This window comes from Paenibacillus herberti (assembly GCF_002233675.1).
Classification (GTDB): domain Bacteria; phylum Bacillota; class Bacilli; order Paenibacillales; family Paenibacillaceae; genus Paenibacillus_O; species Paenibacillus_O herberti.
Map to the genome: position 1 here is coordinate 2,119,684 of NZ_NMUQ01000001.1, position 15,668 is coordinate 2,135,351.

Annotated in this window: 13 protein-coding genes; 4 read left to right on the forward strand and 9 right to left on the reverse strand. The window is 53.0% G+C overall.

Features of this window, described 5'->3' with window-relative positions:
* Positions 1–34: 34 nt before the first annotated feature.
* The gene (locus CGZ75_RS09795) at positions 35–3,097 is read left to right on the forward strand and encodes a PAS domain S-box protein (RefSeq protein WP_176444747.1); all 3,063 of its coding nucleotides are present in this window, start codon (positions 35–37) and stop codon (positions 3,095–3,097) included.
* Positions 3,098–3,259: 162 nt separating this feature from the next.
* Positions 3,260–3,589, forward strand: a complete 330-nt coding sequence (locus tag CGZ75_RS09800) for a helix-turn-helix domain-containing protein (RefSeq protein WP_089524001.1) — start codon at positions 3,260–3,262, stop codon at positions 3,587–3,589.
* Positions 3,590–3,742: 153 nt separating this feature from the next.
* Here CGZ75_RS09800 and CGZ75_RS09805 read toward each other — a convergent pair whose 3' ends face one another.
* The gene (locus CGZ75_RS09805) at positions 3,743–6,871 is read right to left on the reverse strand and encodes a beta-galactosidase (RefSeq protein WP_089524002.1); all 3,129 of its coding nucleotides are present in this window, start codon (positions 6,869–6,871) and stop codon (positions 3,743–3,745) included.
* Between the two features lie 107 nt (positions 6,872–6,978).
* Here CGZ75_RS09805 and CGZ75_RS09810 point away from each other — a divergent pair, with 107 nt between their 5' ends.
* Positions 6,979–8,061 (forward strand): LacI family DNA-binding transcriptional regulator, encoded by a 1,083-nt coding sequence (locus CGZ75_RS09810; protein ID WP_089524003.1) that lies wholly within the window; start codon positions 6,979–6,981, stop codon positions 8,059–8,061.
* Between the two features lie 163 nt (positions 8,062–8,224).
* Here the strand turns inward: CGZ75_RS09810 and CGZ75_RS09815 are convergent, their stop codons facing one another.
* Positions 8,225–8,878, reverse strand: coding sequence for an O-methyltransferase (locus tag CGZ75_RS09815; RefSeq protein ID WP_245850762.1), 654 nt, complete (start codon positions 8,876–8,878; stop codon positions 8,225–8,227).
* Between the two features lie 118 nt (positions 8,879–8,996).
* On the opposite strand from CGZ75_RS09815, the gene CGZ75_RS09820 reads away from it, so the two are divergent.
* A complete protein-coding gene (locus CGZ75_RS09820; protein ID WP_089524640.1) occupies positions 8,997–10,157 on the forward strand; it encodes a THUMP domain-containing class I SAM-dependent RNA methyltransferase in 1,161 nt (386 codons plus the stop codon).
* 125 nt (positions 10,158–10,282) lie between these two features.
* Here the strand turns inward: CGZ75_RS09820 and CGZ75_RS09825 are convergent, their stop codons facing one another.
* From CGZ75_RS09825 to CGZ75_RS09855, 7 genes are all read right to left on the reverse strand, one after another.
* On the reverse strand, positions 10,283–10,540 hold the full coding sequence (locus CGZ75_RS09825) for a YuzB family protein (RefSeq protein ID WP_089524641.1): 258 nt from the start codon (positions 10,538–10,540) through the stop codon (positions 10,283–10,285).
* A gap of 4 nt (positions 10,541–10,544) precedes the next feature.
* Positions 10,545–10,847, reverse strand: coding sequence for a heme biosynthesis protein HemY (locus CGZ75_RS09830; RefSeq protein ID WP_089524004.1), 303 nt, complete (start codon positions 10,845–10,847; stop codon positions 10,545–10,547).
* Positions 10,848–10,943: 96 nt separating this feature from the next.
* The gene (locus CGZ75_RS09835; protein WP_245850763.1) at positions 10,944–11,183 is read right to left on the reverse strand and encodes a hypothetical protein; all 240 of its coding nucleotides are present in this window, start codon (positions 11,181–11,183) and stop codon (positions 10,944–10,946) included.
* Positions 11,184–11,906: 723 nt separating this feature from the next.
* The gene (locus CGZ75_RS09840) at positions 11,907–12,803 is read right to left on the reverse strand and encodes a M14 family metallopeptidase (protein ID WP_089524006.1); all 897 of its coding nucleotides are present in this window, start codon (positions 12,801–12,803) and stop codon (positions 11,907–11,909) included.
* A 174-nt stretch (positions 12,804–12,977) separates the two neighbouring features.
* A complete protein-coding gene (gene racE, locus CGZ75_RS09845; RefSeq protein ID WP_089524642.1) occupies positions 12,978–13,787 on the reverse strand; it encodes a glutamate racemase in 810 nt (269 codons plus the stop codon).
* Between the two features lie 124 nt (positions 13,788–13,911).
* On the reverse strand, positions 13,912–14,982 hold the full coding sequence (locus CGZ75_RS09850; protein WP_089524007.1) for a sensor histidine kinase: 1,071 nt from the start codon (positions 14,980–14,982) through the stop codon (positions 13,912–13,914).
* Complete coding sequence (locus CGZ75_RS09855) at positions 14,979–15,653, reverse strand: response regulator transcription factor (RefSeq protein ID WP_089524008.1); 675 nt, start codon at positions 15,651–15,653, stop codon at positions 14,979–14,981. Before CGZ75_RS09855 ends, CGZ75_RS09850 begins: the two co-directional genes overlap by 4 nt.
* Between the last annotated feature and the right edge of the window lie 15 nt (positions 15,654–15,668).

Here is a 15,668-nt window from a genome sequence, read left to right on the forward strand (position 1 = left end):
TAATCAGGCAATGACAAGGAGACGGCCTCGCCCTATGACTTCACCTGCGATTAATACCGAGCTTGCCTCGATGGCATTCGATCAATCGCCTTTCGGCATTGCTTTTGCAAACCCACAGAATGGAACGTGGCTAGGAATGAACGCCGCCTTCGGCGTCATGCTGGGGGATAGTGACGATCCGCTAGCCTTGCAGCTCCCACTTGAACAAGTCATCACGGAGCCCTCCGAATCGCTAGATCAGCTAGTGGAGCTGCTTCAGGCCCAGGCAACACTCCATCGCCGCATCGGCCTGAAACATGCCGAAGGTTTTATCCTTCAACTACGCGTCAGCTTGGCTCTAGTCGTTACAGCCGGAGAACAAGCTATTATGATTACGGCGGTCGAAACCGGGAAAATTGTGCTTGATCCCTCTTCCGAGGAAAACTTGAATGAGCTCATCATCAACAATACGAGGGATCTCATCTCCTATAGCACTCCGGAAGGGACCATTTTATATATAGCGCCTTCCATTACAGAAATATTAGGTTATGACACTAGTGAAATGCTGGGCCGCAACCGTCGCTTTTTCTACCACGTTGAAGAAGCGAATCAGATGGCGCAAAGCCGGATGTTCGACCCAGAGAATAGCTTTGTCAGGCGGGTTAGGCATAAGGACGGCCGCTTTATTTGGATGGAAACCTACTTCAAGGTGCTCACTTTAAGTGATGGACAACAGCGGGTGCTCACCTTTGCTCGTGATGTGACCGCACTGAAAAAATACGAGGAAATGCTGGCCTCCGTTCACCGGATTGCAAAAATCGGCGCTTGGGAATGGGATATTGCTTCAAATATCATTACCTTTTCCGAAGATGCCCGGCGAATGTATGGTTATATGCTGCCCTCCACTTCACCGGCATGCGATGAGCTGATCGATTCCCTCCAGTTGGAACCTGTTGTTTCCGAAGGGATGAAGCAGTTTCTGCGGCTCGGCGCACAAAACAAACCTGATCATAAGTTCTGGGAATACAGCACGCGGCTGCCTGACGGGACTAACAAGTTTTTTGAAATACAATGTGAGTCCAAGCTTAATCATTATGGTGAAATTTATCAGTACATCGGTATTGTCCACGATGTTACCGAGCAGCGCGTGCTGCAGCAGAAGCTACAGGATAGAGAGCAGAGGTATAAATCCTTGTTCGAGCATAGCCCGCAAGCTGTATACTCGATGAATTTGCAAGGTGAGATCCTCACCGCTAACGCCAAGATTGAAAGTCTGACCGGGTATAGTGTGAAGGAACTGACAGGGATGAACTGGAGCTCGCTTGTCGCAGCACAATTTGCAGACAAGTCCCTGTTACATTTTGGATTGGCCTGCCAAGGTGTCCCGCAATCGTATGATCTGAAGCTCCGTCATAGGAGCGGTTACGAGATCGAAGTCAATACGGCCAACATTCCAATTATCGTTGAACAAGAAGTTGTCGGCGTGTATGGAATTAGCATGGATATTACGGATCACATGAGGTATTTGGAGCAAATTGAAAAGCTCAGCTACCAGTACACCCTTATCCTTAATTCGGTGTCTGAGGGAATCATGGGATTAGACGCGAAGGGTCGGTCAACGTTCATTAACCCGGCTGCCGCCTCGATGCTGGGCCTCTCGCCAACTGAATCCATCGGCGGTTCCTATCTCAATTATATTGACCAAACTCGTTCGGACGGCACTCCCTATCGGCTGGAGGAGTCGCCTATTAATCAGGCGCTTCGAGACGGACGCTCCTACAGCAACAAAGAAGCCGTGCTTTGGCGCAAAGACGGTTCCAGCTTCCTGGCCGAATTCCACGTTACGCCGATATCGGACAGGGGTATGCATCAAGGGGCGGTAATCGTTTTCCAAGACATCACAGATGAAAAAGAAATCATTCGCGCCAAGGAATCCGCTGAGGAGGCTGATCGCGCCAAGTCGGAATTCCTCGCTGTCATGAGCCATGAGCTTCGTACACCGATGAACGGAATTATTGGCATGGCCGATCTTCTGGGCGACACGGAGCTGGACGAGGAACAGGTGAGTTATGCCGACACTATTATCCAGTGCAGCCAGTCCCTGCTGCGCCTGCTCAACGAAATTCTTGATTTAAGCAAAATAGAGGCCGGCAAAATGATCCTGGATAAGGAGAGCTTCTCCTTGTCCTCCCTTGCTTCCGATGTGCTTGAACTGTTTGGCATCGCTGCTTCACAGAAAGGACTAAACCTGGAACTTCAGCTGGACGAGCATCTGCCCACGATGGTTGTCGGAGATGCCGGCCGCATCCGCCAGGTGTTGGTCAATCTCGTCGGCAATGCCGTTAAATTCACCGAACAAGGGAGCGTAATTCTCCATATAAAACAGCTTGCCCGCGAGGACTCATCTTGCATGCTGGAGTTGTCTGTGCGCGATACCGGAATCGGGATTTCGCTGGACAAGCAGGATCAGCTGTTCCAGTCCTTTTCCCAGCTGCATCCCGCTCTCAACCGCAAATATGGAGGCACAGGCCTCGGCCTGGCAATAAGCCGTAAACTAGTGGAGCTTATGGACGGCTCCATCAGCGTCGACAGCGCTCCTGATCAAGGCTCAACTTTCAGCATTATGCTGAACCTTCCGTATGAAGCAGCTTCGGCTCCGCCGCCTCCTTCTCGGGAGGTAAACTTTGTTCCAGAGGCTGTTCAAAATTTATCCGCCCGGTTCAGCGGACTTCACGCTCTCGTCGTAGATGATAATCAAGTGAACCGGATGCTGCTTGCAACCTTGCTTGGCAAGATGGGCTGCGGTGTTGATCAGGCTTCCAACGGGTTGGAAGCCGTTGAACAGCTTGATAAAAAGCGATACGATATCGTCTTCATGGACTTGCAGATGCCGGTTATGGACGGTTTACAGGCCAGCCGTGCGATCCACGCCCGTATTCCGGTAGAACGCCAGCCCGTTATCGTAGCGGTCACAGCCTTCGTTCGCCAGGCCGATCGAGATAAATGCGCCGCCGCTGGAATGGAAGATTTCATCAGCAAGCCCGTGTTCGCCTCCGAGGTGACGCGGGTGCTCGGCAACCTGGTTTCTGGTGCATACGATACAGCGAGCGATAATTAAAAAAGCTTCGGCAAGCCCAGGTGGGCATGCCGAAGCTTTTTTCTTGTTCAGAGATAAAATTCGGTCTCAGTCAATGAATTGAATCCCCGGTTCAATTGGAATCATAGTCCATGTAAGGCGAAGATAAAGGTTGTTATAGTTTGGATTAGGGTGATCAATGACATGGCTTACGACTACTCCGTGATCGGAAAAAGGATTCGCAAAGCTCGCGAGGACAAGGGACTGACCCAAGAGGCTTTGGCAGAGCAGCTTGATGTGTCCAATGCTTATATTAGCAAAATTGAGCGAGGCCGGACCCCGCTTAATCTGGATCGGCTTTCCGAGCTCTGCATCGTGCTAGAGGAAACGCCGGAATATTTGCTTAGCGGAGCTAACAGCTCGGCGCAGGATTTTTTGCGCAATGAGATTATTGAGATGCTGGAAGGCTGCTCGCCTGAAAAAATCCGCCTCATCTCCCAGGTTATCCGCCCGATTATCGAATACAAGGATTGATTGTACAGCAAAAAGCATTCCACGGCAGATTCGACTGCCGGGAATGCTTTTTTGTTTGCCTTGCATCTACGTTGCCTGGCATCTACACTGTCTCGCCTCTCGGCTGACCGCATCTCGCAACAGGCGGCGGGCCGGAGACGGAACAGCTATTGGTTATTGAGCCTTCGCTGCGAACACTTCTACCTCGTCCGGACGGTAAATGCTAACCAGCTTGCCATCCTTGTCGGTTGCGAACAGAACGGAACGTTCCGCTTCCAACTGGAAGGAATAACGCGTGCCAGTTACAGGGTCCTTCACACTCACATCGGCATCAAGCGCATATTCGGAAACGAAGATGAATACGGCGCCGTCGCGGAACTGCAGCTTGCGGCCGTACACTCCCGCCAGTTCGCCGCCTCTCTCCCACTCCAGCTCAGGCAGAACCCCTGCCGTCTCCAGCGCACGGTCATAAACCGCTTCAAGAGGCATATAGCTCTCAGCCATCTCAAGCGGCAGCGGGCACCAGAGAAGACAACCTTCGCCAAGCTCAAATTGATGCAGTTGCGCTGCGGCGTTCGCAGGGCGACCATCCTCGTTAAGCAAAGCTTGTTTGCTCAAGCGGGCGATGCCTTCGCCAGCGAAACCAACGGATAACAGCTCTCCGTCCAGCTCAAGCGCCTCCTCGCGGCGTACATTGGCGAGAACCGACGGGCCGGTCAGTGCAGCCGCCCGGTCCGTACGATGCCAGTAGGCATCAAGGTTCAGCGGACCGGTAACAAGCAAGGTACCGCCCGTGGCGGACGCCCAATCCAGCAGCGCTTGCAGCGCCTCGTCGCTCAGCGCATGAGCCGATGGCACGGCAATAAGCTTCGGCGATTCGTAGGACCCATCCTTCAAGATGTCGAGCCCATACTCACTAAGCGAGCGGAAAGGTACATTCATCCGATGCGCAAGCGAACGTGTCATGCGTGAAGTGATCTCCTCCGCCGACGAACGGTTAGAGAAGTCGTTGCTATACGGATAAACAACGGCTACTTCCTCCAGCTTACGATCCTCGAACAGATGACCCGCTTCCTTGATGAAACGGCCGAAGTCATAGGACACGTCAGCCTCCGGCTTTTCGGTTCCATCTGCACGCAATGCCCCAATATGGGATTCATTGATGTTATGCATGTAGTAGTTGATGTTCCAGATCCACTGGATTGCCCCTGCGCCGCCAGTTGAGAAGGAATAAGCGTACTTGCGCTCAAGCATGGCATGCAGCTCTTCCTCGGTGCGTTTAGCGAAGCCATCCGGTGTTTCTACATACATGATGCCTGTCTCTTGAATGACATTAGGCTTGTTTGGCGTTTTGGCGAAAATGCCGTCCAGTACGAGCTGATCATTTTTCCACCAGGAATGGACGGTCGTGTAATCGACAGCTTCCTCGTAGAAAAGCGGAGATGGACGCTGCGCCTGCAGTCCTTCGTCCTGACCAACGGTTACAAGCTGCTTCGGCTGAACGGCCTGGAGCGCGTCCCGAAGTTCAGCTGCCCAGCGGTTATGCATATCCTGCGAGAACAGCAGATAGTCCAGCCACTGGCCGCTGCGCTTCTCGGTCAGCTCCGTCGTTCTGAAGCCGATGTCCCCTTTGCGAGGTGGCTTGATGCTGCTGAATGTCGGCAAATCAAGCGGCGACATATTCCATGCCTCTTGCAGCTTGACAATGCTGCCATGACGCTGCTGCAGCCATTCCCGGTACGCAGCCAGCTCGAAACGGTCGCCGAGCGTGCTTGCCGCGCTCCACAGCTGCAATGGGTTGAACATTGTCGGCTCGTTGATCAAATCCCAGTGCACATGGGAGCTATGTTTATGACGGGTCGCAATCGCCGTCAGGAAGCGCTTCTGAGCTTCGACGCTGCGAGGGTCCAGGTAAGGGTTCTCCCCTTCCCATAGCTCTGGCGTAAACGCGAAGAAGTTGAACACAACCTCCAGCCCATGCCGCTTCGCCGTCAGGAAAATAGCGTCGACAGCGCGCATCATCTCTTCGCTTACATGTCCGTCTACGAAAGCCATTTTGCGCAGCGCGGTCCAAATGCCAGTCCGGATCATGTTGATGCCGGCTTTTGCCATCTGAGCCATATCGCGATCCCATACCGCCGCATTTGGCAAATGCATGTATTTGCGCGCCACATCGCTCGTCATATAGGTCATGCCGACGATCGGCAACGGCTTACCGTCCTTCACGAAGTAATCACGGTTCACTTCGACCATGCTGCCCTCGCGAAGCAATTCCTCGTCACGTCCCCAGAAGCCCTGCACCAAACGGCGAATTTCACCGCTGCTGACAGCGATCAGCTCAGCGTCAACGCGATAATAACCTGGCTCAGCCCCAATCGGCAGAGGCACACGCTCATAATCCGTCAGCTCGTGGGATCCAAGCGTTAGGCTACCCTCTGTCACAACAGCTTCTTCCGTGCCGTTGATGCGGCTTACTTTGTATGTCACTTGCCAGCTGCTATCACCATTCGCGTTGAGCCGCTGCCGCTGAAAAGTAAGCATCGGCTTCTCGCCGATCTCATAACAGGCATAGTTAGGCTTCAGCCACCACTCCGTTACGCCGCGAGCCGTGAATTCCGCCCAAGCGGCGAGCGCTTCCGCCCCTTTGCCGCCGTCCCAGAACGAGGCGCCTGCCTCGCGGTTAGCAAAAATCCAGCGACCGCCTGCGAAATCTCCCTTTGTATTCTCAAGGAGAACGACAGGCGCGCAGCGCTCACGCTCATCCTTGTCGAGGCCGGTGAGCAGCGGGTAAAGATGCGCATCCATCGGTCCACCGGAGCCATTTTCATGGGGATGGTCATGGGAGCGGGTCACATGCAGAGCCAGTCCGTACGTCGAAGCATTGTCGAAAAGCGGCTCCGTTCCAGCAAGCAGCGGAATCGCCGCGGACGCTTTCCATTCGGTTACTTTAGACGTATCAATACGCAGCGCTTCATGGATGCCGATCGCTTGGTGGTAGGCCGTCTGCTCGGCTTCCGGCTCCCAGCCGTTCGCGCCAAGCCCGACAGGAATGCGCAATGGGGTGCCACCAATAGTGACAAGGCCTCCTCCGCGTTTCAAATGCGCCATAACAGCTGGCCAGGCTGCTTTTGGAAAATAAGGGCCGTGCAGCATGAGAAGCGAGTCCGGCTGTTCTTCATCAAGACGGCTTGCCAACTCTTCCGCCCCAGTTATTCGGTTGGCTAACGGCAGAAGCTGTTGCTCAGCGGGACGCTGTCCCGGAAAAGGAAAGCTTGAATCATAAAAAGCAACCCATGTTTTCATATCTAATCGTCCTCACTTATTAAAAATTTACGCTTGCGTTCGGTTGTTAGGTTTGTTAGGCTAATTACAGCTGAAATTTAACCAAACTTTAGAGGGTGCAAAGGTCGATGTCAAGAGGCGGAAAAGTAACGATGCAGCAGATTGCCGATCGGCTGCATGTGTCAAAATATACCGTATCGCAAGCGATGTCCGGAAAATCCGGCATTAGCGAGGCTACACGCCAACGTGTACTGGAAACAGCTCAAGCTATGGGTTATGAAGCACCGCCCACAAGGACGGAGCCTAGAGCGCTACCAACGAGGCTGGTTCATCCCGACTTGTTAACTCATTCAGGCGCCGGGAATGCCAATGCGGAGGGCGGTTTTATCGTCGTTTGGATGTCACGCGTCCACCAAGAGGAGAAAATGTATTGGCAGCGGGTGCTCGGAGGTATTCAGGAGGGCTGCCGCCAGCGCGGCTGGGGCACCGTCGTGTTAGCTCCGATGGATGACGGCAAAACAGCCGATATTTTGCCGCCTTACCTGGATCGCTCCCGCTGTGCCGGCGGACTTGCTGTCGGCTCCTTCCCGCTGCGACAGCTGACCGCTATGAAGAGAACGGCGTTGCCGGTCGTCCTAGTTGATCACCAGGAGCCATTTTCCGGCCTCGATAGTGTAGCTAACGATAATATTGCAGCAGCGCGAATGATTTGCGGCATGCTGCTGGACAAGGGTTGTCGCAGCTTTATTTTTGTTGGCAGCGATCGCTTCTCGGTTAGCTTCAGGGAACGGTGGCTCGGCTGCCGCTCCGCTCTGGAGCAAACATTCGCCCAGCGTCATGACGGTGCGCTGCGCCGCTGGAACATCCCCTACTCCCGGGAATGGGAAGAGTCTATGCTGAGCAGGTTGGAAAAAACAAGTGATGAAGAGCTGCCAGACGCCTTCCTTTGCGCTAATGACGATATCGCCATCCAATTGCTCAAAGCCTTACAGCAAAGAGGTGTGGCGGTTCCCGGCCGCTGTCGCGTCGCCGGCATCGATAATATCGAAGGCTCTAGCTGGACGAGGCCGCCACTCACTACGATGGACCTCGGCAAGGAAGTGCTAGGACAACGCGCCGTTGAGGCGCTTGAGCGGCGGATGCATATGCCGAGCGCATCTGTGGAGCGCGTCGGGCTCGTGCCAGAGCTCGTACTGCGCGGCAGCACATAGAGCGTTCTGTTCAAACTAAGCATTAAACTGAACCTAAAAAAAAGAAACAGCGGCGGTCCAAGTCTCCAACATGGAGTCCGGGCTACCTCTGTTTTTTTATGCGCACAACTATAAGTATCGTTTCATCTTTGGCAAACTAATATTCCCGCAACGCAGCCTTTCTTTAGGAGCGCACTCGCATGACGGCCAGCCCGTCATAGGCAGGCAGCAGTGTACCCATCAACCGAGGGTTCTCGGCCAACTGCCGGTTGACCTCCCTCATCGCATCTAAAGTCGTTCCTATTCGTGCCGGATCAGCAACGCGGCCGCGCAGCAGCGTGTTGTCCGCTACGATTACTGCTCCCGGTTCGGCCAGCTCAAGCGCCGCCTCCAGGTAGCGGAGGTAATTTTTTTTGTCCGCATCGATGAAAAAGAAATCAAAACGCCGCCCATCCTGCTTCAGCTTCGCCAAGCTGTCAGACGCGTCTCCGATGAAATACTCCACCTGCGCGCCGAACCCGGCTGCAGTCAGATGCTCTTGAGCTGTATCGGCGTAATCCTGCAGCAGCTCAAGCGAGGTCAAACGCCCATCCGGCGTCATTCCGCGAGCCAGGCAAATGCCGCTGTAACCTCCCAGAGCGCCAATCTCCAGTACGCGGCTCGCTCCGCTCATGGAGACAAGCAGTGTGAGCAGCCGACCATAGGCGGTCGGTACGGAGATCTCCGGCATTCCTTTGCTGCGAATGCCATTAAGGGTACGCTGCAGGTCCGAATCCGGCGGAAACAGCGTTTCTATGTAGGCCTCCATCTCTTCTTGACCAAAAATCATTTCTTTCATCTGCGATCTCCTACCTTTCTCGTTGTACTTGTTCCGTATGATCGCCTATACTTGATTGTATGACGATAGGACAGGAGACACAAATGCTCCTGACCAGATATGGAGTGAAATGAACCAGATGCAACAGCTTGAACTTATTGCAACCTCCCCTATGGGGCTTGAAGCGATTGTCGCCAGGGAGCTTAAAGACCTTGGTTATAATGACGTTAAAACCGAAAACGGACGTGTCACCTTCCGCGGTGGACTGGAAGATATTGCACGCACGAATTTGTGGCTCCGTACATCGGACCGAGTACTCGTGAAGATGGCTGAATTCCGCGCCGTCACCTTCGAAGAACTATTTGAAGGAACACGCGCCATCAACTGGCCGGACTGGATTCCGGATGACGGAGAATTCCCGGTTAACGGCCGCTCGCAAAAATCCCAGCTTTCCAGCGTACCTGCTTGCCAATCCATTGTCAAAAAAGCCGTCGTTGAACGGATGAAGGACGAGTATGGAACGGAATGGTTCCGCGAGGATGGCGCACGTTATGTCATTGAGGTCAGTTTGATGAATGATATGGCGCTCATTACGCTCGATACGACCGGACCGAGCTTGCATAAGCGCGGCTACCGTAAACTTGTGACGGAAGCTCCGATCAAGGAAACGATGGCAGCGGCGATGGTGCTGCTTAGCCGCTGGCGGCCAGACCGCCCGCTGTACGATCCTTTTTGCGGCTCCGGCACGATCCCGATCGAGGCCGCAATGATCGGCTGGAACATCGCTCCGGGCATGCGCCGCGACTTCAACAGCAGCCACTGGGACATTATGGGCCAGAAACGCTGGGATCTCGCTCGCGAAGAAGCGATTGATTCCGTCAAGGACGATGTGAAGCTCGAAATTAGCGGCTCTGACATGGACCCGGAAGCAATCGAAGTGGCCCAAGCTGCACTTAGCAAAGCCGGCTTCGCACGCGAGATCAAGCTGCACACAATGCCGATCGCCCGCGTTCAGCCTGAGGGCAGGTACGGCTGCATCATTACGAATCCGCCTTATGGAGAGCGGCTCGGCTCCGAAAAGGAAGCGGACAAGCTCATCCGTCAGCTCGGCTTCATCGGTGCGGTTAAGAAGGACTGGTCGGTGTTCGCCCTCAGTCCAGCCAAAACCTTCGAACAGAGTTATGGCCGTTCCGCGGACAAAAAGCGCAAGCTGTACAACGGGCGCATTGAATGCCAGATGTACCAGTATCTCGGACCATTGCCTCCGCGTCCACGCCTGGACTCGCAGCCTAAAGAATAACAGGTTGCCAGCTCAGTTAGCTAAATCAGCTCAACCCTAAAGATGCTGCGCCAACATAGCGCAGCATCTCCACAACGAAATAAAACCGGCGTTGCCGGCGGGGAATCCCGCCGGCGGCAGCCGGTTTATTTTTTGATAAACTTCTTAACCTTCTCCAGCACTTCGTCTTCAGTCGGCGCCGTTATATAACGGCCATTGATGAATACAAAAGCTCTCTTGGCGCAAGGTCCGCAGTACGACTTGCAGCCCACCTTGATATCGGCTTCCGGGTCAAGCTTCTGGAGCTTGGACAGCATCGTTTTGACCCGGGTGAAATTACATTTGTCGCAAATCCGAATATCGTTCAAGGCGAGCTCACATGTACCGCCTGGAGTGGCGGTCATTTCCTCAGTGATCACCGTGATTGCCCTTGGTAGGATTCGTTACAACGAAACCTTCCTCCGGTGTGTATAGATAGTCGATCATAACTCCGTCCAACAGATCGACGTCCTTCTCCAGCAGCACATCGATCTCCTTATCAGTGGAGATAAGCTCATCCTTCTCCGTCTGATCGTCGATGCCAAGGCCGTAATGGGCATGGTCTCCGTGGGAATGAGTAATGTACACGCGGAGATATTTGCCCTCGTGCTCCGGCTTGTCCAGCTCGGCCTTCAGAATCTTGGCCGCATTGCGAGTAATCTTGCAGTTCATGACGTTATCCTCCTATGACTATCATAACCCTCTTGCCCGAGGCAGGAGGACTAGCGTTAATATTCAATATTATTCTATAGAAACTCGGCTAAAACTTCAACCCGCCCGGTACTTGTTTTCCATCCAACGGGTAAAACCTTCAGCAGCCAGCATCGTCACTGCAATATCATCAACCGGCATGAACGGCATTACATCTGGAAGAACCCAATACAGTCCAACCGGTAACAGGAACATCAGCTTATGAATGAGCTTCACATTCGGTGAACGGAGAAGCCAGAATATTCTTGTAAAAACATGCTTCCAATGCCGCAGGGAGAGTAGCTTGCGCATCGTCATTCCTCCTAGGAGAACAGGATATCCGGATTGTTTTGCTTTTAAACACCGGTAAGAGTTATACGAAACATCCGTTCTCACGGTTGCAAATATTCATATAAGAAAAAGGAACCGATAGGCTCCGCTGGTTGTCGAGAAAGTCTTTCAACGTGAGAATTGGGTATTCAACCCTACTCTCACGTTGAAAATATTACTCAAGGAGCTCCAATGCCATCAATAACCCAAATGAATCCATACTTCTTTAAGTAATACCCATTAAGACTATTATTCGTTTGAAGGTCTTTACCCTTATTTACTGTAAAGTATTGGGCCTCTTTGTTATTTTTAATATCGGTCTCATTGACCTTTACAATCAAACTATTTATCGGTTGAAGTTTGAATATTAGATCCCGACGGATTGTAAGAGAGGTGAAAGAGTAGTAATAAACAGACAAAGAATAATTGTAGATAATAGGATAAGGATCATTCTTTTTCTGTGTTTCATTTTACTGTTACCCCCAGTTTAAAAATGGAAGTGAGAGAAGAATCTTATCGCAAATAAGGATAAGGATTAGCGTTGGGTATCTACGGTTTGGTGACTTATCCCTATTGTATAATATCACCAATTTATACAATAATGAACCTGGATGCTTGAGCATCAATAGTTCTGTATACAAAGAGAAACCCTGCCGTCTTGAAACAAGACGGCAGGGTTTCTCGACAATCTGAGGAGCCAATAGGCTCCTGTCAGCTGCATCTCGCGATTCGCAGCAGTTCATCAAGCAGGGATTGAACCTTACCGTACATGTCCGGCCACTGCTCCAAGGGCAAAGGATTCTCCCCTAGGCCAGCCTCAATTGTAAAGCCAGGGCGGCGGAACTTTTGGATGAACCAATCTTTGTAGCCGGCGTCACTGTCGGCCAGTGCAACCGCAGCATATCCGCTGGCATAACTGAGCCGCTCCGCAATTGCCTCCGACTCCGGCGGCTCAAGCCCCCGGTAGTTCCAGTATATTTCTTCCCCTTGCGTGTGCAGCGCAGCCACCATGTCGAACGATTCCCGTTCTGTCAGAGCGGCGACTGCTCGCGATTCGGGCTCGCTCAGCGGGTTGTCGCCGGGATAGTCGCGCGGCCCGGGTCCGGCTTTGCCACGGCGCTGTTTTTCCAGTTCCCAGCAAGCTGGGAACTGATCATTGAGATCAACACCACGGATATTCGCCTTCCAAGCGCTGAAGTCCGTGCTGCCCTCATTCCATTCCAACAACTGTCTGCCATATGGATGTTCCGGCGGAACCCCGTTAAGCGCCAGCTCGACCCCATCAGGATTGACCATGGGCAGCAGCCACACCGTCAGCTCATTAATGACGCCCTCACCGGAAGCTTGTCGTTCCAAAAGCTCCTCCGCATACATCATGAGCAGCAGGCTCGTAATCCATTCGTTAGCATGGAATGCCGCATTGACAAACACGTACCTCGGTCCGCTGCCGATGCGCAGTGACTCCAGTCGTTTGCCCATAACGCTTGTACCAACTGGCTGACGATGCATGTCCCGGTAGCGACTCTGAAGCGTATCCAGATCAACTGCCAGCTGAGCAGGACCATAACGGCAAGCCTGTACGATTTTCCCTGACCTGTCCCTGTTCATATTCGCCGCCTCCCTTGTCTCCTACTGCATCTATATGCCAGCATTAACCAAGGTATCCCGCCAACGGCATGAGAAAAAGGCTGCTATGCTGATCGCCGATAACTTCCGATCTCAGCCTACGGCTGAGCTGGAAATCAACAGATGATCAATGCACGCAGCCAAACGGCCTACCAATCAGCCGATTTGTGGAATTTGCCAGACAACTGGCGTAAGGACGATTTGTTTACCCAGCCATTGCTGAGCAATGCGCTTAAATATACGAGGATCACCGCTGCAGAAGAACTGATGTACAGGAAGCTCAGGCTGTGAAGCAAGCTTGCCTGTTTCCTGCAAAATCGTGCTCATCTCACGGGCCGTCTCGCTATCGGAGCTAATCAGCTTCACGCCTGGCCCCATCACTGCGCCGATCGATTCGGTCAGGAATGGGTAATGCGTGCAGCCGAGAATGAGCGTGTCGAGCGGAATGTCTTTGAGTGGAGTCAGCGAATCCCGTACCGTTTCATCCGTCTCGTCGGAGCGGAAATTACCCTGCTCCACCAGCGGCACGAATTGCGGGCAGGCCAGACTGGCTACATGAATATTAGGGTTGAGCCGTTTGAGGGCTTCTTCATAAGCGCGGCTACGGACTGTTCCAACCGTACCAATGATTCCGACAACGCCGGATTTGGTACTGTTGATAGCCGCACGAGCACCGGGATTGATGACGCCGACCACCGGTACGTCCACGAAACTGCGGATTTCCTCCAAAGCAACTGCCGTTGCCGTATTGCAGGCGATAATAATCATTTTAGGCTTAAACTGCATCAAATAGGAGACGATCTCTCTCGTGAACCGGATGACTTCTTCCGCCGGCCGAGGTCCGTAGGGCGTTCGTGCGGTATCTCCGAAGTAGATGACCTTCTCGCGCGGCAGTTGACGCATCACTTCGCGGACAACCGTCAATCCCCCTACTCCGGAATCTAGGATGGCTATCGGTCTTTGCACGTACACACCGCTTTCCTTGAACAAGATTAACGTCAGCATTTGCTAAGACAGCATATGAGATACAACTGTCGAACGTACCTTACATCTTAGCGGATTAATAGAATCGCTTCAAGCCGCCGACCTCTTATTCGCCACCAGCAAGGTGCAGCGGCATCGTTACTGTCATAACCGTGCTTACTCCTGCGATGCTGATCGCTTCGATACGACCGCCGTGTATTTGCATAATTTTACGGCTGATCGAAAGTCCAAGACCGCTGCCTCCGCCTTCGCGAGTTCGAGCCCGATCCACCTTATAAAACCGGTCAAATAAAAAAGGCAAACTTTCCTCCGGAATTCCAGCTCCTGAGTTCTCAATGGCGATCACTGCCTCTTCGCCGCTGCGATGCAGCTTGACGCTGATCGACCCGCCCTCCGGGGTAAATTTAACCGCATTATGCAGTAAATTTATCCATACCTGATGCAGCAAGTCGTCATCCACCTCCGCCTCCAGCGGATCGAGGATGACGCTAATCTCCTGATTTTTATGGCTCCAGAGCGGTTCCAGCGATAGTACAGCATGCCGCAGCTGCCGGTCCAACCGGACCGATTCGGGGTAAAATGGATGTTGATCGGAATCAAGCGAAGCCAGCTTCAGCATATTTTCCGACAGGCGGGACAGACGCAGGCTCTCCTCTTCAATAATATCGAGGTAATGTTTCCTCTGAGCAGGTGGAAGGCTCTGGTCCTTCAAGGCGCTGGCGAATCCGCTGATGGAAGTAAGAGGAGACTGAATCTCATGCGAGACATTGGAGATGAACTCTTGACGCATAATCTCCATTTTGCCCAGATCAGCTGCCATATCGTTGATTCCCTGCACCAAATGGTTGAAGCGGTCGCTGTCATCCCATTGTTCAGGCAAGCTGATTTCCACTTTGAAGTCCCCGTTTGCAATCCGCCGCAGCGCGTCATGAATGGTCTGGAACACCTCCAGCCTTCGGTTGCTCACGAATCGCGCAACGATGAGAAACGTGAGCCAAAACAGGAAGAAACCAAGCAAAGTAGTAACGAGATGCTCGATAAGGGGAACAGGCTGCCATCCCGAAAGCTCCACCAAGTAAAAAGCGAGCGTCCAGCATGCGGTGATCCAGGTGATGAAGGCCAATCTCCCCAGCAACCCGCGAATTCTGGCGCTAATTTTGCCTGAGGGCCGTTTCATGGTTTCTCCTCCAACCGGTAGCCAAGTCCCCGAATCGTGCGGATCTCTACATGCTCGGCATTCTCCAGGCGATCACGCAGGCGTTTGATGTGGACATCAAGCGTCCGCTCGTCCCCCTCATAGTCATACCCCCATACCTGCTCGACCAGCTGCTCCCTGACGAGCGTTTTACCGGGATAACTGGCCAACAGGAACAGCAGCTCAAACTCCTTGCGTGGCAAGGTCAGCTCCTGCTTGCCGATGCTGCACTCAAAGGTTTTGCGATCCAGGGTCAACTCACCAATTCGGACCTGCTGGGATGCCGCGATACGGCTACGCTTCAGAAGCGCCTTGACACGGGCGGTGAGCTCCAGTGGATCAAAAGGTTTAACTACATAGTCGTCCGTCCCAAGCTCAAACCCTTTGATTTTGTGCATGGATTCACCCTTGGCTGTTAACATGAGCAGCGGCAACTCCCCGTTCTCCTCGCGCAGCCTGCGGCACAGCTCCCAGCCGTCCATGCCTGGCATCATTACATCGAGAATGACCAGATCAACTGACGTCTCGGATAATCGATCCAGCGCTTCCCGTCCACTGGCCGCCTCTGTCGTAACGAATCCTTCCTTTTCCATAAAATGAACAACTAACTCCCGAATATGACTGTCGTCATCAACAACGAGAATATGCGGCATCGCCTATTCCTCCTC